14 protein-coding genes and 1 pseudogene are annotated in these 16,836 nt (G+C 71.9%); 7 read left to right on the top strand and 8 right to left on the bottom strand.

Features of this window, described 5'->3' with window-relative positions; genetic code table 11:
- Positions 1-10 precede the first annotated feature (10 nt).
- Positions 11-952, top strand: coding sequence for a helix-turn-helix domain-containing protein (locus tag ACWDR0_RS07015; protein WP_456350611.1), 942 nt, complete (start codon positions 11-13; stop codon positions 950-952).
- A gap of 76 nt (positions 953-1,028) precedes the next feature.
- Here the strand turns inward: ACWDR0_RS07015 and ACWDR0_RS07010 are convergent, their stop codons facing one another.
- The 5 genes from ACWDR0_RS07010 to ACWDR0_RS06990 form a co-directional block, all read right to left on the bottom strand.
- The gene (locus ACWDR0_RS07010; RefSeq protein ID WP_456350610.1) at positions 1,029-1,766 is read right to left on the bottom strand and encodes a YoaK family protein; all 738 of its coding nucleotides are present in this window, start codon (positions 1,764-1,766) and stop codon (positions 1,029-1,031) included.
- Positions 1,747-2,271, bottom strand: coding sequence for a DoxX family protein (locus ACWDR0_RS07005; protein WP_456350609.1), 525 nt, complete (start codon positions 2,269-2,271; stop codon positions 1,747-1,749). The genes ACWDR0_RS07010 and ACWDR0_RS07005 overlap by 20 nt, the downstream gene beginning before the upstream one ends.
- 54 nt (positions 2,272-2,325) lie before the next feature.
- Positions 2,326-2,988, bottom strand: a complete 663-nt coding sequence (locus tag ACWDR0_RS07000; protein WP_456350608.1) for a hydrolase — start codon at positions 2,986-2,988, stop codon at positions 2,326-2,328.
- Positions 2,989-3,121: 133 nt separating this feature from the next.
- Positions 3,122-5,014 (bottom strand): amidohydrolase, encoded by a 1,893-nt coding sequence (locus ACWDR0_RS06995; RefSeq protein WP_456350607.1) that lies wholly within the window; start codon positions 5,012-5,014, stop codon positions 3,122-3,124.
- 304 nt (positions 5,015-5,318) lie between these two features.
- On the bottom strand, positions 5,319-6,506 hold the full coding sequence (locus ACWDR0_RS06990; protein WP_456350606.1) for a low temperature requirement protein A: 1,188 nt from the start codon (positions 6,504-6,506) through the stop codon (positions 5,319-5,321).
- Between the two features lie 646 nt (positions 6,507-7,152).
- Here ACWDR0_RS06990 and ACWDR0_RS06985 point away from each other — a divergent pair.
- Both ACWDR0_RS06985 and ACWDR0_RS06980 read left to right on the top strand, forming a co-directional pair.
- On the top strand, positions 7,153-8,415 hold the full coding sequence (locus tag ACWDR0_RS06985) for an acyl-CoA dehydrogenase family protein (RefSeq protein WP_456350605.1): 1,263 nt from the start codon (positions 7,153-7,155) through the stop codon (positions 8,413-8,415).
- 43 nt (positions 8,416-8,458) lie between these two features.
- Complete coding sequence (locus ACWDR0_RS06980; RefSeq protein ID WP_456350604.1) at positions 8,459-9,208, top strand: SDR family oxidoreductase; 750 nt, start codon at positions 8,459-8,461, stop codon at positions 9,206-9,208.
- A 241-nt stretch (positions 9,209-9,449) separates the two neighbouring features.
- On the opposite strand, the gene ACWDR0_RS06975 is transcribed toward ACWDR0_RS06980, so the two are convergent.
- Together ACWDR0_RS06975 and ACWDR0_RS06970 are read right to left on the bottom strand one after the other, a co-directional pair.
- Positions 9,450-10,961 carry a sensor histidine kinase gene (locus ACWDR0_RS06975; RefSeq protein ID WP_456350603.1) on the bottom strand — a complete coding sequence of 504 codons (1,512 nt, stop codon included), beginning with the start codon at positions 10,959-10,961 and terminating at the stop codon, positions 9,450-9,452.
- Positions 10,958-11,647, bottom strand: a complete 690-nt coding sequence (locus ACWDR0_RS06970; RefSeq protein ID WP_456350602.1) for a response regulator transcription factor — start codon at positions 11,645-11,647, stop codon at positions 10,958-10,960. The genes ACWDR0_RS06975 and ACWDR0_RS06970 overlap by 4 nt, the downstream gene beginning before the upstream one ends.
- A 155-nt stretch (positions 11,648-11,802) precedes the next feature.
- On the opposite strand from ACWDR0_RS06970, the gene ACWDR0_RS06965 reads away from it, so the two are divergent.
- The 4 genes and pseudogenes from ACWDR0_RS06965 to ACWDR0_RS06950 all read left to right on the top strand — a co-directional run bounded on the left by ACWDR0_RS06965 (position 11,803) and on the right by ACWDR0_RS06950 (position 15,377).
- Positions 11,803-13,140, top strand: a complete 1,338-nt coding sequence (locus ACWDR0_RS06965) for a ferredoxin reductase family protein (RefSeq protein ID WP_456350601.1) — start codon at positions 11,803-11,805, stop codon at positions 13,138-13,140.
- A 76-nt stretch (positions 13,141-13,216) separates the two neighbouring features.
- Positions 13,217-13,627 (top strand): FMN-binding protein, encoded by a 411-nt coding sequence (locus tag ACWDR0_RS06960; RefSeq protein WP_456350600.1) that lies wholly within the window; start codon positions 13,217-13,219, stop codon positions 13,625-13,627.
- 1 nt (position 13,628) lies between these two features.
- Positions 13,629-14,342, top strand: a pseudogene (locus ACWDR0_RS06955) (FAD:protein FMN transferase); the annotation flags it as partial.
- Between the two features lie 138 nt (positions 14,343-14,480).
- Complete coding sequence (locus tag ACWDR0_RS06950) at positions 14,481-15,377, top strand: intradiol ring-cleavage dioxygenase (RefSeq protein WP_456350634.1); 897 nt, start codon at positions 14,481-14,483, stop codon at positions 15,375-15,377.
- A 257-nt stretch (positions 15,378-15,634) separates the two neighbouring features.
- On the opposite strand, the gene ACWDR0_RS06945 is transcribed toward ACWDR0_RS06950, so the two are convergent.
- A complete protein-coding gene (locus tag ACWDR0_RS06945) occupies positions 15,635-16,774 on the bottom strand; it encodes a prolyl oligopeptidase family serine peptidase (protein ID WP_456350599.1) in 1,140 nt (379 codons plus the stop codon).
- Positions 16,775-16,836 lie beyond the last annotated feature (62 nt).

The raw sequence follows: 16,836 nt of genomic DNA, 5'->3' as shown, positions 1-16,836 counted from the left end.
AGGGCAGACGATGCACTCCACCACCACTCCCCGCCGCGACGGGCCCGTCCCCATGGGGCCGGAGGCGAAGCGCCGGTTGACCCACGACCTGCATGTGGTCACATCCGGAGCCACCCCGACCGCCCTGCCGCGCACCGCCGGACCCGTCGGGGGCATCACGGCGGGCATCGCCCGGCGTCCGGTCCGGTTCGTCGCCCGGCACAGCGGTGAGTACCTCTTCGTCGGCGTACACGGTGGGGTCACGCCCTGTCTGCAACTCCCCGCGGAGATCGCCCTCGCTCCAGGCGACATCTGCTTCTACGACGCCCACCAGCCGACGTCGCTCGACTTCCCCACGGTGTTTCGCACCAAGGTCTTCCTGGTGTCGCGCACCGCACTCGGACTGTCGGAACCGGTCCTGCACGGGCTCAACCGGTCACCCGTCACCGGTGGCTCGCGCCTCGGCGCCCTGCTGTCGCCCTTCCTCTCCGGTCTCGCCGACTCCGCGGCCCACTCCGAGCCCGCCGTCAGTGAGGCACTCGTGCGCGACGGGGTGCACCTGCTGGCCACGGCCGCCGCCGAGCAGCTGCGGCGTACGGAGCCACTGTCCTGCGGTGCCGAGCTGTCGCTCCTGTCCCGGATCCTCGACCATATGGAGCTGCACCTGGCCGATGCAGACCTCTCGCCGGAGACGATCGCCGACGCCAACCACATCTCCGTCCGCTACCTGCACAAGTTGTTCCAGGAGCAGGGGCTGACCGTCAGCCGCTGGATCCAGCGCCGCCGTCTGGAGGAGTGCCGCCGCGAACTGCTGCCGCGCGGCGGAGCCCGGCGGACGATCGCCGCCGTGTCGGGCCGCTGGGGTTTCATCAGCCCTCCCCACTTCAGCCGGGTGTTCCGGGCCGCTTACGGGATGTCGCCCAGCGAGTGGCGGGAGACCTCGGGCCCGCGCACGCAAGGAGACCGGGACTGAACCGCGGGTGGACAGCCGGGCAGCCGGACGGGCGGCCGGACCGCTGAGGCCCGGCCGCCCGTCCGCCCGGGGCCGGTCAGGACGGCGGACGCGTCCATACCGCGCCGTCGGCCGACAGGCGGTACGCGATCACCGAAGTGACGGCCACCAGCAGCAGGACCAGGCCCAGCAGCACGACGAACAGGTCGTACCGGATGAGCACGGCCCCCACCAGGGCACCGAGGAACATCACCAGCACGGACATGATCCGGCGCCCGGGGCGCGGCGCCTTGCCGCCGGCGGAGGCGGAGTCCGCGGCGAGCCCGGTCAGGGTCAGCGTCAGCACGGTCGTGGTGAGATCGGGCACGCCGAGGCGCCGGGCGACCGCGTTCTGGGCGCCCATGGCCAGACCGAGCAGCACGATGAGGGCATACCGGACCGCGGTGGTGACCTCCCCGCCGGTGACGGCGGCGACGACCACGGCGACGGCGGTCAGGGCTGCCTGCCCCGCGGTGGCCACGGCCAGCAGCCGCCCGCGGTTCCCGGCGAACCGTGTGCCCAGGCGGCCCCCGGCGAGCGCCCCCGCCAGGAACGCCGTCAGCGACACGGCCGACGCGAGCGCGGACAGCCCGTCGGCACCGGTGAGGGCGAAGCCGAGGAAGACCACGTTGCCGGTCATATTGGCCACGAACACCTTCCCCAGCGCCAGATAGCTCACGGCGTCCACCAGCCCGGTGACCAGGGTCAGGGTCAGCAGCAGCGGAGGCAGCGGCCCGTGGCGGTCCTCCCGCGGCGGGACCAGTGTCCGACAGGCATCAGTCAGCAGTGCGCGCACGGCGGACACCATCCGGGGAGGTCGGCGGGCGGTGCAGCGCGACGCGGGTCAGCAGACCGCTCAGCGGCCCGGCCGCGATCGCGGCGAAGCCGATCCACAGCGGCCAGGGCGTCGCGCCCAGCGCATGGTCCAGGGACCAGCGGCCGGGCCCGGTCAGGGCCAGCGAGGCCGATACGGCGACGAGCACCAAGGGGTACTCGTAGCCGTCGTGCTGTACCCACAGGCCCTTGGGCCGTTTGACGGTGCCCGCAACCGTCATCACCCCCATGGCGGCCGTCGCCGCCAGCGGGGTGAGCAGCCCGGCGGACAGGAACAGGCCGGCCCCGATCTGGCTGCCTCCCGCGGCGACGGCCGTCAGCCGACCGCCCCGGAACCCGTCGCGGCGGAACTCCTCCGTACCGCCCGCCAGTCCCTCACCGCCCAGCAGATGACTCACCTTCTGCACCCCGTGACCGGCGATGAGTAGTCCCACCACCAGCCGGACGAGCAGCAGCCCAGCGTCCATTGTTCTTCCGCCGTTCCCGACTCGGAGTTGATCAGCGTTGCCCGAACCGGTGCGTCAGCCGACGGCATGCTCGCCGATGACGGCCTGGGCGTAGACAACACCGATGCCGTACGCGCCGCCGTGCTCCTTGACCAGCTCCGTCACTGCCTTGTACGTCTCCGTGCGCGCCCAGTCGCGCTGGAGTTCCAGCAGCACCTGCACCCAGGTGACCGGCACGGCACCGGCGGCCAGCATCCGCTGCAGGGCGTGCTCGTGGGCCTCCGGGCTCACACCGCCGGACGCGTCGGCGACGACGTAGACCTCGTAGCCCTGGGTGAGTGCCGAGAGGGCGGGCCCGACCACGCAGACCTCGGTCCACAGACCGGCGATGACCAGCTTCGTCCGGCCGGTCGCCTTGACCGCCTCGACGAAGGCCTCGTCCTCCCAGGCGTTCATCGTGGTGCGGTCGATGATCTTGTTGTTCGGGTCGAGCGAGGCGAGCTGCGGCAGCAGCGGGCCGGAGAAGGACTCGGCGGCCACGGTGCTCAGCACGGTCGGCACACCGAAGATCCGGGCGGCCTTGGCGAGGCCCACCGTCGCGTTGACGATCGCGGTGCGGTCGCCGCTGCCCGTGGCGAAGAACATCTGGGGTTGGTGGTCCACCAACAGCACCGCGCAGTTTTCGGGGGTCAGCAGGTCCGGGCCGGGAGCCGCGGTGACCTCGTCGATGTCGACCATAGGGGTCAGCCTTTCCATGAGTGGTCCGGCGCGGACCGCTGTCCGCGCCGCGGTAACACCGTCCGTTGGACGGGGGCTTGTGGCGGCCGGCCCGACGGGGGACGGCTGGTGTCGTGCCGCCCCCCGCCGGGGGTCACAGGGTGAAGCAGGGATCGAAGAAGGCGCCCGAGGGGTGCGGGGTGAAACCCCGGTCCGCGCGCCACAGCCGGAGCTGCTCGGACTCCGCGACGGCTTCGCCGATCAGCTGTGCCTGCCGCGCCCCGGGAGCCGTGGACGGCCTGCCCGGCTGGTAGCCGCCGAAGTGCGCCACGGGGCTCCAGCCGGGGCTGACCGCAGGCAGTTCCTCGTCCAGACCCTCGTACTCGGCGGCGGCGTACACGATCCGGCCGCCGGTGACGGTCAGCAGGGACTCGATGTGCTCGATATCCGGCTCGGCGACCGTGAAGTAGTCCTCCGACAGCACCGCGAGATCCGCGTAGCAGCCCGGGCGCAGCACTCCCTTGACGTCCTCCTCGCCGGTGAGCGCGGCACCCGCACGGGTGAACATGTCCAGGGCCGTGGCCCGGTCCACACGGTTCGACGGCGGACGCAGGGCGAGACCGCCCAGGGTGCGACCGCTGACCAGCCAGTGCAGGGCCACCCACGGGTTGTACGTGGAGACCCGGGTGGCGTCCGTGCCGCCGGCCACGGTCAGTCCGCGCCGGAGCATCCCGAGCAGCGGCGGGGCGTCCGCGGCCGCACCGGGGCCGTACCGGCGCAGGAACGCCTCGCCCTGGAAGGACAGCCGGTTCTGCACGGACATCGCGCCGCCCAGGGCGGCGATGCGGTCCAGGGCGGCGATGCGGTCCAGGCTGTCCGGCGAGACGGTTTCCGCATGGTCGAACAGCCAGCGGTTGCCGGCCGGGAAGAGCCCTTCGACGGCGAGTTTCTCGAACACCGCGAGGTCGCGCCGGATGGTCTCGTCGTACGTCGCATGGAGCCGGAAACCCCAGCCGTTCTCCATGAGCAGCCGTACCGCTTTCTCGAACTCGGCTTCGTAGTCGTCGAGTTCTGGGCGGGGCTGGGTGAAGTTCTCGAAGTCCGCCGCCGCCCAGGTGAGGTTCTCGCCCGCGCCGTTGAGCCGCAGCCAGGCGTCCCCGTCCCCCGGGCGGGTCGTCTCGATCCAGCGCCGCAGGTCGTCCAGCTCCTGTCCCGCGGTCTGCGGGAAGAGGTGGTAGGCGATCCGCAGCGACAGGGCGCCCTCGGCGGCGAGTTCGACGACGGTGGAGTAGTTCTCGGGGAAGTTCTGGAACCCGCCCGCGGCGTCGATAGCGGAGGTGAGCCCGAACCGGTTGAGTTCGCGCAGGAAGTGCCGCGTGGAGATCTTGCGGTCCTCGCCCTCCAGTACCGGGGCCTTGGCGAGCGTCGAGTACAGGACGAGCGCGCTGGGTGCGGCCAGCAGCATGCCCGTCGGCTCCCCGTCCCGGCCGCGCACGATCCGGCCGCCGCGGGGGTCGGGCGTGTCCCTGCTGAAGCCGGCGGCCTTCAGGGCGGCCCGGTTGAGCACGGCCGACTGGTAGAGGTGCAGCACGAACACCGGGGTGTCGGGGGCTGCCGCGTTCAGCTCGGATACGGTCGGCAGCCGGCGCTCGGCGAACTGCTCGGCCGACCAGCCGCCGACCACCCGCACCCACTGCCCCTTCGGCGTCCGCAGGGCTTGCTCGCGCAGCATGGCGAGCCCCTGCCGCAGCGAGCGCACACCGTCCCAGCGCAGCTCCAGCACATAGTTGAGACCGCCCCGGATCACATGCAGATGGGCATCGTTGAGACCGGGGACCACCCGGCGGCCGAGGGCGTCGACGACCTTGGTCCGCGGGCCGATGAGCGAGGCCACGTCCTTGTCGCTCCCGACGGCCGAGATCACGCCGTCTCTGACGGCGAGCGCTTCCGCCTGCGGGAATCGGGGTTCACCGGTGTGGATGGCCGCATTGCGGACGACGAGGTCGGCGGCGTCGGTGGCTCGGGGAAGGTATCCGCCGACGGGCATGGGCGACACGTTCGGCAACCCCTTTCGGTAACGGGACGAGCGGAGGGCGGGACGATGCGCGCGGTACCGCTCTGCGGACGAGGGGGCAGCTGCCGGCGGTCACGGCGTCCGCCTGCCCAGCCGACGTTAGGCCCGGCCGGCTCCGGTGCCTTTCCTGCGAGTGCACCGATGCGGTCCTGACCGTGCACTGGTGTCGGCACTGCATCCGCGGGTCCCGTCCGCCGGGGAGCGCGGCGGGTCCACCGGCGGGCAGGACGCCCGGTCCGGAAGGGCGGATGTACGGCCCCGGCGAACGGAGTTCATCTCATCGGGCCCGCGCCTCGGCACTCGCTCTGTCCGTCACCTCGACCACCAGGACGAGCGCCGCCGACAGCAGGCCCGCCACGAGCGCCGGCCGGGGCAGGAAAGCGATGGCCGGAAGCACCGCGGCCACGGCCGGATATCCCCACTCTCCCAGCGAACCGCGCCGGTGCGGCCGCACATGCACGACCCACACCGTCATCAGGAAGACGGCCAGCGGCACGGTGACCGCGGCGCCCGCGGCCTGGGCGGGCGCCGGGCCGGGTCCGGTGAGCAGATGCGCGTACGCGGCCAGCCCGGCCCCCTCGGCCGCCGCGGCCGCGAAGATCAGATAGTGGCCGTACGCCCAGGTGAATCTGCGGCGGCCGGCCCGGTGCGTGGTCGCGAGCAGGGTGCGCGCCGCACGGGCGAAGTACAGCCACCACATGCCGAAGACCGTCAGCAATCCGCCCGCCGCGAGCGAGAGGAGCGCCCCGGAGCCGTGCCACTGACCGAACGCCTCGCGTATGGCCGTCGTGGCTGCCGCGATCGACTCGCCGAGCACGATGAGCAGGAACAGGCCGTAGCGCTCGGCGATGTGGCCGGGGTGCCAGGGCGTCATCCCCGCGGCCTGGGCCCACGCCGGCACGGCCGTCTCGGCCACGATCATTACGATCACTCCGAAGAGCCGGATTTCTTCGGGAAGGAACAGCAGTCCCACCCAGCCGGCCTGGCAGACCGTCACACCGGACGCGAAACGCAGTGCGGTCCGACGGCGTCCCGCATCCGACCGCGCCACCTGGAGCCACAGCCCCGCCAGCGTGGTGCGCAGCAGGACGTAGCCGAGGGTGACCAGAAGAAGGTCGTCCTCGGCGAAGGCCCGCGGGACACCGGCCGCGAGCACGAGGGATCCCGCGATCTGGAGCAGCACCGCCAGTCGGTACGGCACACTGTCCGGGTCGTAGGCGGAGGCCAGCCAGGTGAAGTTCATCCACGCCCACCAGATGGTGAAGAACACCACCGCGTAACGCAGCACACCCGCGACGTGGTGCCCTTCGGCCACCGCGTCGCCCAGACCGTGGGCCGCCTGTGCCACGGCGATCACGAAGCAGAGGTCGAAGAGGAGTTCCAGGGAGCTCGCGGCCCGGTGCGCCTCGCCCGGGTCCCGCCCCTTCATGGTCAGGCGCGCGGCGCGCGGCCCCCGCTCGGTCATGGATCTCCTCGGGTCGAGGGGCCGACCGCCGGTCCCACGAACCGGTGAAGGGAACGGCCTGCCCCTCCCCACCCTGGACATCTGCCGATACCTGCCGCGGTCCCTCGGCGCATGGGCAGTTGCCCGGTAGCGAACAGACACATGCGATCACCGGCCCGAGCCGGCGCCCGGGTACGAGGCGGCCCTGCGTGCGCCCGCCGCCCCGCCGTCCCTCGCCCCGGTCCTGCCATCAGTCATCGTGTCGGCCCTCATCACCGTTCTGTATTGGACGCCCGAGGGCTGGCCGGCGGAGGCTCGTCACAGGCGTCGCCCCCGTTGGCCTCTTCGGTGAGGTCTTCAGCGGAGCGATCGCCGGCCTGTGGTCGCGGAGTCCGGTGAGAGGCAGGGAAGAGCCGTGCGAGCATCCGTCGCGCAAGGGCCGTCCGCACACCGCGCTCCGCATGACCGAACCCGAACCCCCGTCGGCAGGGCATCCGCTCCGCCGGACGCCCGGTGTTCCGGCCACCCCGCGCCCCGGCGCTTCCACCGCCACGATGCGGCCCCGTCTCGAAGACCTCGTCCGCCGGGAGCCGTACCGGTTCGCCGTGGACGGGGAACGGGGAACGGGACCACGTTGTCACCACTGATACCGGAGAGAGGCACTCTTGTGGGCAGCGCACCCCCCGGCACCACACACCGATCCGACACCCGCGACGGCCGCGACACCCGCGACGGCCGCGACACCCGCGACGGCCGCGACACCCGCGACGGCCTCGCGCCCGTGGCGGCGGCACGTTCACTCGTCCCGCTCCTGGCCGCCGAGGCACCCCGCGCGGAGGAGAAGCGCACCCTCACCGACACCGCCCTCACCGCACTGCGCGGGGCCGGTCTGCTCCGGCTGGGCACGCCCTCGTCCCACGGCGGCCGGGGCGCGGACGTCCGTACCGCCGTCGACGTGTGCGAGGAACTCGCGCGGGGCTGCGCGGCCGGTTCGTGGATCGTCGGAATCGCCTACGGCGGCGCTCGCTTCGCCTCCCAGCTTCCCCTGACCGAGCGCGCCGCCATCTGGCAGAACGACCCGGACGCCGTCGTCTGCGGCAGCGCCAACCCGGCCGGATCGGCCCTGCGCTCCGGCGAGGGGTGGATCCTGAACGGCAGATGGCCCTGGGTGTCCGGCATCCACCACGCCCCCTGGACCCTGCTCGGCTTCACCCGGACCGCCGCCCCGGGGGAGGAGCCGCAGCGCGGTATGGCGCTCGTCGCCACCGCCGACCTGGCCGTCGACGACACCTGGTACACGGCGGGCATGCGGGGAACGGGCAGCGACACCGCGGTTGCGGACGAGGTCTGCGTCCCGGACTCGCGGACGATCTCGCTCTCCGCCATGGCGGACGGCGTCTACCGGCGGCGCCACCCCGGCGAGCCGAGGGTCGTCTTCCACCTCTCCATCAACCTCCCCCTCGTCGCCACGGCCGTCGGCATCGCCGCAGCGGTCCTGGAGCAGGTGCTGAGGGCCGCTGCCCGGGGCAAGCGCACCGTTTCGCCTCTGTACCACCTGGTCGCGGAGGCCCCCGCCCACCAGCTCAACGTGGCCGACGCCGCCACGCTGATCGACACCGCGCGGCTGCATCTGCGCCGCGCCGCCGACGAGACGGACGGGTACGCGCGGTCGGGCCGCCGCCCGCCGCTCACCGACCGGGCCCGGTTACGTATGGACGCCGCCCACGCCATGCGCTGCGCCCGGGACGCCGTGGGCCTGCTGCTGGACACCGCGGGCGCGGGCAGTCTCGCGGACGGCTCCGAACTCCAGCGGGCCTGGCGCGATATCGAGACGGCCTCCCGGCACGCCGCGCTCAGCCTCCAGACGGGCAAGGAGCTCTACGGCCGCGCGCTCCTCGGCGCCCCGCTGCCGTCCGGTCCGGCCATCTGATGCCGCCCGCCCCCACCGTCCCCGAAGCGGAGAGGAACCGACGATGACGACAGCCCCTGCCCGGGTGGCACTGGTCACCGGTGCCGGACGCGGCATCGGAGCGGCCGTCGCCACCCGGCTGCATGCCCTCGGGCACCGGGTCGCCCTGCTGGACCGCGACGCCGGCGCCGTGACCGCACTGTCCGGCACGCTGGACTCCGCCGCGGGCACCGCGCTGCCGCTCGGGGCGGATGTGGACGACACGGACGCGGTACGGGCGGCGCTGCGCGAGGTCGCCGCTGCCTGGCACGCACCCGACATCCTGGTCAACAATGCCGCCCGCACGGCACCGGGATCGGTCTGGGACATCGAGCCGGCGGAGTGGGACGCCGTACTGACGACCAATCTGCGCAGTGTGCTCACCCTGACCCGGCTGTGCGCGCCCGCGATGCGGCGGCGCGGCTGGGGCCGCGTGGTGAACCTCGCCTCGCTCGCGGGCCAGCAGGGCGGTACCCTCGCCGGTCCCCACTACTCGGCCGCGAAAGCGGGCGTCCTCGTGCTGACCAAGGTGTTCGCCCGTGAACTGGCGGCACACGGCGTGACCGTGAACGCGGTCGCCCCCGCCGCCGTCGACACCCCGGCGGTGGTGGAACTCGGCGCGCCGGAGGTGGCCGCCGCGGCGCGGAGCATCCCGGTGGGTCGTCTGGGCAGACCGTCCGAGGTGGCCGCGCTTGTGGCCTACCTGGTGGGAGAGGAGGGCGGATACGTTACCGGCGCCACCTTCGACATCAACGGCGGAACCCACATGCGCTGACCGAACGGCTCACCCGGTGTGGAGGTGAACGGGTTGGCGAAGCGGGCCTCGAGACACTGTCCGTGGGACCTGCGGGGTCCTGATGCGGCGGTTGAGGTGCCGGACCACGGATACTCCCGGTCCGTGGCAGCCGGCGCCTCGGTTACCGGTGAACGTCTGCGCGGCACGTATGCCGATGACCGCTGGAATGAACAAGAACGCGGCCGCGGGGACGCGTAAGCGACTACGGCACCGGACTGCTTCAGGAGGGCATGCGGGCCGGCTCCCCGGCTCCGCCCACGCCGTGCGCCGGGTTCGCCGCGGGCTGTGCGCCGTATCCCAGCGGCAGCCGGACGGTGAACACCGTATCGCCCGGTGCGCTGGCCAGTTCGATCGTGCCGCCGTGGGCGCGGATCAGGGAGTCCGCGACCGACAGGCCCAGGCCGCTGCCACCGCGGTCGCGGGTGCGGGCCCTGTCCACCCGGTAGAAGCGGTCGAAGATGCGCGCCCGGTCGGCGGGCGGGATCCCTGGGCCGGTGTCGGCCACCACCACCAGGGCCTCGCCCTCCGCCGTCGCGACGGAGACCGACACCTCGGTGCCCGGCGGGGTGTGCACGGCCGCGTTGGCCAGCAGGTTGTCCAGTACCTGGCGCAGGCGCTGGGCATCCATCGCCAGCCGTAGCGCGGCCGGTCCGGTTACCACCCGTAGCGGATGGCCGGGGCGGCTCGCCCGGAAGGCCTCCGCGGCCTGCCGCACCAGTTCCACCAGGTCCGCCTCTTCCAGCCGCAGCGGGATCTCCGCCTCGGACGCGTCCAGCCGGGCGAGGAGCAGCAGATCGTCCAGGAGGACGCCCATCCGGGCCGCTTCCGTGCGCAGCCGGGCGAGGTGCTTGTCGCGTTCGTCGGGAGCGTTGGCCGCCGCGTACTGGAACAGGTCCGCGTAACCGCGCACCGACATCAGCGGGGTGCGCAGTTCGTGCGAGGCGTCGGCGACGAACCGGCGCAGCCGCTGCTCGGCGTTGGCGCGTACCGCCAGCGAGGCGTCGATGTGTTCCAGCATGGTGTTGAAGGCGGTGCGCAACTCCTCCACCTCGGGCCCGCCGCCTCGGGGGTCGGCGCGCAGGGGCAGCCGGGCCGCCGATTCGGTCAGATCGTGCGAGGTGATGCCGTATGCGGTGTGCGCCATGTCGCTCAGTGGCTGCAGCCCGCGCCGCAGCGTCCGCCGGCCGAGGAGGACCAGGGCCAGCAGGGCCAGCGCGAAGGCGATCACCTGGACCGTGATCAGCCGGCCGACGGTGTTCTCGATGTCCGTCGTCGGCGCGGCCGTCACCAAAACCACCCCCGGCTTCACCTCACAGGCCCGCAGCCGGTAGGTGCCCTCCCGGCCGAGAGTCCTGGTGTCGAAGAGGTCGTCGGCCCGCGAGTCCGCCAGCCGCTCGGCGAGCGAGGCGAACGCCGTCTCGTCCTGGGGCAGCGCGGCCGGCCGCCGTAGCCGGGGCGTACCGCCGGAGACGTCGTACACCGCCTGGTACCAGCCCAGGTACGTCTCCCGCCGGACCGCTCCGTGCTCGACGGCGTCCTTCGCCTGGACCACCTGGGCCGACTTCATCCGGTCGCTGAGCTGCCGTTCCAGATAGTCGCGCATGGAGGTGGTCAGTACGGTGCCGATCACCGCGAACACGATCAGCGACAGCACCCCGAGGCCGAGCGCGAGCCGGGTGCCCAGGCGCAGCCTGCCGTAGGCGTGCCGCGGTCCGCTCAGTGCCCGTCTCACCCGGCGACCCGCTTGATGACGTAGCCGAAGCCGCGGACCGTGTGGATCAGGGGTTCACCGGTCTCGTCCAGTTTGCGGCGGAGCCTGCTCACCACGAGTTCCACGACGTTCGACCGTCCGCCGAAGCCGTACTCCCACACATGGTCCAGGATCTGGGCCTTGGTGAGCACGGTCGGGGAGCGGCGCATCAGATAGCGCAGCACCTCGTACTCGGTGGGGGTGAGGGTGAGGGTGTGGTCCGCTCGGCGTACTTCGCGGGTGTCCTCGTCCATGGAGAGGTCGCCCACCCGGAGCACCGAGCGCTGGAAGCCGGACCCCGTACTGCGCCGCAGCACGGTCCGCAGCCGGGCCATCAGTTCCTCGACCGCGAACGGTTTGACCAGATAGTCGTCTCCGCCCCGGGTGAGCCCCGCCACCCGGTCCGCGACGCCGTCCCGGGCGGTGAGGAAGACGACCGGCACCATCGTCCCCGAACGCCGCAGGCGGTCCAGCACCCCGAAGCCGTCCACATCCGGAAGCATCAGGTCCAGCACCACGATGTCCGGATGGAATTCGGCGGCGACCCGCAGCGCGTCCGCGCCCGTGTTCGCCGTCATCGCGTCCCAGCCCTCGTAGCGGGCGACGGTGGCGACGAGGTCCGCGATGGGCGGGTCGTCGTCCACAACCAGCACTCGAACTCTGTCCACCCGTCCATAGTGCGGCACCGCGCCGCTCGCTGCCGACCCGCTGCGGACAACCGGCGCCGATCGACAGGCACTTGAAAGTCGGCCGACAGGGGTTCGACAGCTTCGGACCGGCAAGCTCGGACGGACCCCGATCCCCGACGAAGGAGCTGCCGTCCGTGACGACTGTCGCCTCACGTCCCGGCCCCACCCGGGGCATCCGGCCGAAAGTGGCTGCCCGCACCGGTCTGTACGCCGGTCTGGCCGCCAACGCGGCCATCGTCGCGTACTTCTTCGTCCAGGCCGGATTCGCCTCGAACGCGCTGATCGTACTGGGCCGGCTGACCGGCCTGTACGCCGCGCTGCTGATGGCCTTCCAACTGTTTCTGGTGGCCCGGCTGCCCTGGCTCGATCGCCGGATCGGCATGGACCGGCTGACCGACTGGCACCGCTGGACCGGCTTCTCCCTGCTGTGGCTGCTGCTCGGCCATGCCGCTTTCATCGTGTTCGGGTACGCCCGGCCCGCCGGGACGGGCCCGCTCGATCAGCTCGTCGATCTCGCCGAGACCGTCGAGGGGGTACTGCGGGCCGTCGTCGCGCTGCTCCTGATCCTCGTGGTCGGCGCGGTCTCCGCCCGTTTCGCCCGGCGTCGGCTGGCCTACGAGACCTGGCACTTCATCCACCTCTACACCTACCTCGCCGTGGTTCTGGCCTTCACCCATCAGGTCGCGGCCGGTACCTCCTTTGCCGCTTCCGGCCTCGCCACGGCCTACTGGTACGCGCTGTGGGGCAGCGCGCTCGGCGCCGTGGTCTGCGGGCGGGTGCTGCTGCCGTTGTGGCGCAACTGGCGACACCGGCTGATGGTCACCGCAGTCGTGCCCGAGTCGGACGACGTCGTCTCCATCCATCTGACCGGCCGTCATCTGGACCGGCTGCCGGCCCGCGCCGGGCAGTTCTTCCTCTGGCGGTTCCTCACCCGCGACCGCTGGTGGCAGGCCAACCCGTTCTCCCTCTCGGCCGCGCCCGACGGCCGTACGCTCCGGCTGACCGCCAAATCCCTCGGTGCCGGCAGCGCGGCCCTGCGTCATGTCGAACCGGGCACCAGGGTCTTCGCCGAGGGCCCCTACGGCGCCTTCACCACTCTGCACCGCACCTGCCCGGACGCCGTGCTGATCGCAGGGGGTGTCGGAGTCACCCCGATCCGCGCGCTCCTGGAAGACCTGCCCGGCCACGCCGTCGTCCTGTACCGCGTCGGCAGCGACAAGGATGCCGTTCTCTACCAGGAGCTGCGCGAACTGGCCCTCGCCCGGGGAGCCGAGCTGCACCTGATCACCGGCCCGATCGCACCGGACCCGCTCGCCCCGCAGGCCCTGGCCGGGCTGGTTCCGGACATCGCCGGCCGGGACGTGTACGTCTGCGGCCCGCCCGGCATGACCAGCGCGGTCCGCCGCACTCTGCGCGAACTGGGCGTACCCCGGCGGCAAGTCCATTTCGAGAGGTTCAGCCTGGCCGGCTGACGGGCCGGGAGTACCGAACCGGCCGCCCACCCGTGGCAGGCACGGACGCGGCCACCGAGAAGACAAGGAAGTGATGATGAGACGAGTACTGCCCGTCCTGGCGCTGACCGTGGTCGGAGTGATCCCGGTATGGCGCTATGCGCCCTCGTACGGCGACGGTGCCGCCTTAGTGGCGGCCCCGCCGCCCGCGCCCGCCCCGACCGCCGAAGCCCCCGGCGGCATCCGCGGTGCTGTCCTCCCCGGCCCCGTGGTCGACACCGACAAGGGTCCCGTGCAGGTCGAGGTCACCTTCCAGGGCGACCGGATCAGCGCGGTACGGATGCTCCGGCAGCCGGACCATCCGCAGACCCACGCCGCGGTGCCGAAGCTCATCGAGGACACCCTGCGCGTGCAGGGAGCCGATGTCGACACGGTGTCCGGGGCGACGGTCACCAGCGAGGGATACCGGGAGTCCCTCCAGGCCGCGATCGACGCCAAGGGGGCGTGATATGCACCGGGTCGAGCAGATCATGGGGTTCCCCGTCTCCCTGCGGATCGACGACGAGGACGTGCCCGCGGGGCTCGCGGACGCGGTGTTCGGATGGCTCCGGGAGGTGGACGCGCGGTTCAGCCCGTTCCGGCCGGACAGCGAGGTGTGCCGCTTCGACCGGGGGGAAATCGCGCCGGACGGCATCAGCGCGGACCTGGCGGAGGTACTGCTTCTCGCGGAGCGGTACCGCGACGAGACCGGGGGTGCCTTCGACATCCGGCTGCCGGGGCGGGGCCTCGACCCCTGCGCGGTGGTGAAGGGGTGGTCCGTGCAGCGGGCCGCGCGGCTGCTCCGGAAAGCCGGGGTAAGGAGATTCTGCCTGAACGCCGGGGGCGATGTGATCGTCGGCGGAGGGCCCTGGCGGGTGGCGGTGCGTCATCCCGAGGCCGCGGATCAGGTATGTGCGGTCCTGGAGATCACCGACGGCGCCGTGGCCACATCCGCACGGTACGAGCGCGGAGACCACATTGTCGATGGGCGTACGGGGTTGCCCGCCACCGGGTTGCTCAGCCTGACAGTCGTCGCTCCGACACTGACCGAGGCGGATGTGACGGCGACCGCCGCGTTCGCGCTCGGCCCGGAAGGCATCGCCTGGGCCGCCGGGCGGGACGGGTGCGAGGTGCTCGCCGTCGACGAGGAGCGACGGGTCCACCGGAGCAGCGGGCTGCCCCTCGTCCTCCGCGACGGAGATGCCGGGACGGCCCGGCGAGACCAACCGGCGGAGTCTGCTGTCCCGGCAGCCACTTCCCCCGGTGCGAATCCTGCCCTCCTGTCCCCACTTCCCCGTGTTCTCCCAGGAAGGACCTCTGCCTTGCGAGCCGTACCGGACCACACACCTCAGGTCAGCCGCCGTTCCCTTCTCGCCGCGGGTGGCGCGGGCGTCACCGCCATCGGGCTGAGCGGTGTCCACCTGGCCACCGCCGACTCTCCGGCCGCGGCCACCCCGGCACCCCCCGCACCGAGTTCCCCCTCCGCCTCACCCTCCGCGCCGAACGTCCTGCCCTTGGTCAAGGAGACCACCGAGGGCCCGTACTACCTCGACTACGACAAACAGCGCATCGACATCTCCGAGGGCAGGCCCGGCACACCGCTGGAGGTGCGTATCCGGGTGCTGAACGCGAAGGACGGCAAGCCGGTGCCCGACGCGTCCGTGGACATCTGGCAGTGCGACGCGCTCGGCATCTACTCCGGGTACGAGGAGACCTCGGAGGCGATGAACAACGGCGATCTGGTCTTCGACGGCCCGATACCGAAGCTGCCGCCGGACAGTAAAACCACCTATCTGCGCGGCTTCCAGATGACCGGCCGCGACGGCTGGGTACGCTTCCGCACCGTCTTCCCCGGCTGGTACACCGGCCGGACCGTGCACATCCATGTCAAGGTGCACACCCGCGGTGTCCTGCTGGACCGGGCGTACGCCCAGGGTGTCACCGTCCACACGGGGCAGGTCTTCTTCCCCGAGGACCTCACCGCCGCGGTCAGCAGGGTACGGCCGTACACGCGCAATGACCTGCCCCGCACCACCAACGAAACGGACGCCTTCTACTCCGGCGACACGGCCGCCGACGGCCTCCTCACCGTGGAGTGGGATCGCACCGACGCGACCAGGCCGATCCGGGCATCCATCACGACGGCCGTCGACCTGGACGCGATCAACCCGGGACGCAGGGGCAACCCGCCCCCCGGACCGGTCCGGCCGGGCCAGTGACAACCGGCCTTCTCCCGCTCGTCCGGCGTACCGGCTACTGGTAGTCGAGGGCGATGACAGCATCTGCACCCTGCCGGAGTCTGCGCGCGGTCCCACCGGTTGCCCGGTGACGGGCGTGGGCTCCGGCGGGGCCGTGCTCCGTCACCGGCGGTCCGCCGGCCGGTCCACGCCCGCCGGGTAGTGGACCGGCACTTTCTCCGAGTACCGCGGCGCGGTCGCGACGACCGTCACCACGGCCTTCGTGGCGGCGTCCGGCATCAGTCCCGGAGTTCCTCGTCCAGGAACCGGGTGATCGTGCCCATCACCTTCTGTGTGGTCCACTTCTTGCCGGCCTCGGGATCGCCGAGGAAGGCCAGGTCTCCGTGGTCGGCTCCCTGGACGACGTATCGAGTGGCCTTCACCCGCTCGGCTTTGAGGGCGTGGAGCAGGATGAGCGACTGGCTGGGCGAGATGATGCGGTCGTTGTCGCCGTGAAACAGGATGACGGGTGCCGATGAACGGCTGAGATAGGTGGCGGGGTCGGCCGCCCGGTTCGCGGCACGGTCCGTCGCGACGGTTCGGGCCGAATCCGGTCCGAAGACATAGGAGTTGATGTTGCTGCCGGGTGCCAGGTTGACGGCCCTGGTCTCCCGGTCGAAGTCGTCGGCGATCCTGGCGAGGTCGTCGGCGCCGAACTGGTCGACGACAGCCTGGACGTCGCTGCTCCGGTCGAGGTTGTCTCCTTGTTCGAAGAGGTCCGTGCCGTTGGTCGCGCCCGCCATGGCTGCCAGATAGCCTCCGGCCGACTGTCCCCAGACAGCCACCTTTTCGGTGTCGATGCCGAGTTCGGTCGAGTGGGCGCGCAGATAGCGGATCGCCGACTTCACATCCGCGACGCCCTCCCGGTAGGTGGAGCCGGTGCTCGCGGTGCGGTACTCGATGCTCGCCACGGCATAACCCTGTTCGGCGATATAGGTGCGCTGGTTGAGGTTGCCTGATTTATCCGCCCTGATGAACCCGCCGCCGGTGATGTAGAGCACCAGTGGCTTGGGATCTTTCGTCCGCGGTACCTGGAGGTCCAGCTTCAGGTCGTGACGTTCGCCCCCTGTGGTGGGTGATGCGTACACGATGTCCCGGAGCGTCGCCACCTCTGTGGCGCCGCATGCGATCTGCGGGCCGTCCGGGACGATGACCGTGCTGGACCGGGTACTGGTCGGCTTGACCGTCTTCGCGACCGGAACCGTGCCGGGCGGTGCGCCGGGGCCGGCGGGCGTCCGCGGGCACTCGACCGGCTGTGCCGGGGCCGCGAATGCCGCCGCTTCCAGGGGTGCCGGGGTACCGGCCGAAGGGTATGCCGTGGCGCTCAGACCGAGAAGCGCGATTCCGGTGAGCGCGCCCAACCTGACGCGTGAAGTCATATGAGCCCCTCTGTAAGTGGAGAAGGTATCTCCAGTTCGGACCGTAGCACCGCCCCGGACGG

It is taken from the genome of Streptomyces sp. NPDC003691 (assembly GCF_053981115.1).
This window is presented reverse-complemented; position numbering and strand designations above follow the sequence as displayed.

Excerpts from the sequence above, each read along its gene's own strand:
- ACWDR0_RS07015 (WP_456350611.1), top strand. The coding sequence starts at position 11 with ATGCACTCCACCACCACTCCCCGCCGCGACGGGCCCGTCCCCATGGGG.
- ACWDR0_RS06990 (WP_456350606.1), bottom strand. The coding sequence starts at position 6,506 with ATGACCGAGCGGGGGCCGCGCGCCGCGCGCCTGACCATGAAGGGGCGG.
- ACWDR0_RS06980 (WP_456350604.1), top strand. The coding sequence starts at position 8,459 with ATGACGACAGCCCCTGCCCGGGTGGCACTGGTCACCGGTGCCGGACGC.
- ACWDR0_RS06995 (WP_456350607.1), bottom strand. The coding sequence starts at position 5,014 with ATGCCCGTCGGCGGATACCTTCCCCGAGCCACCGACGCCGCCGACCTC.
- ACWDR0_RS06945 (WP_456350599.1), bottom strand. The coding sequence starts at position 16,774 with ATGACTTCACGCGTCAGGTTGGGCGCGCTCACCGGAATCGCGCTTCTC.
- ACWDR0_RS06960 (WP_456350600.1), top strand. The coding sequence starts at position 13,217 with ATGAGACGAGTACTGCCCGTCCTGGCGCTGACCGTGGTCGGAGTGATC.
- ACWDR0_RS07005 (WP_456350609.1), bottom strand. The coding sequence starts at position 2,271 with ATGGACGCTGGGCTGCTGCTCGTCCGGCTGGTGGTGGGACTACTCATC.
- ACWDR0_RS07000 (WP_456350608.1), bottom strand. The coding sequence starts at position 2,988 with ATGGTCGACATCGACGAGGTCACCGCGGCTCCCGGCCCGGACCTGCTG.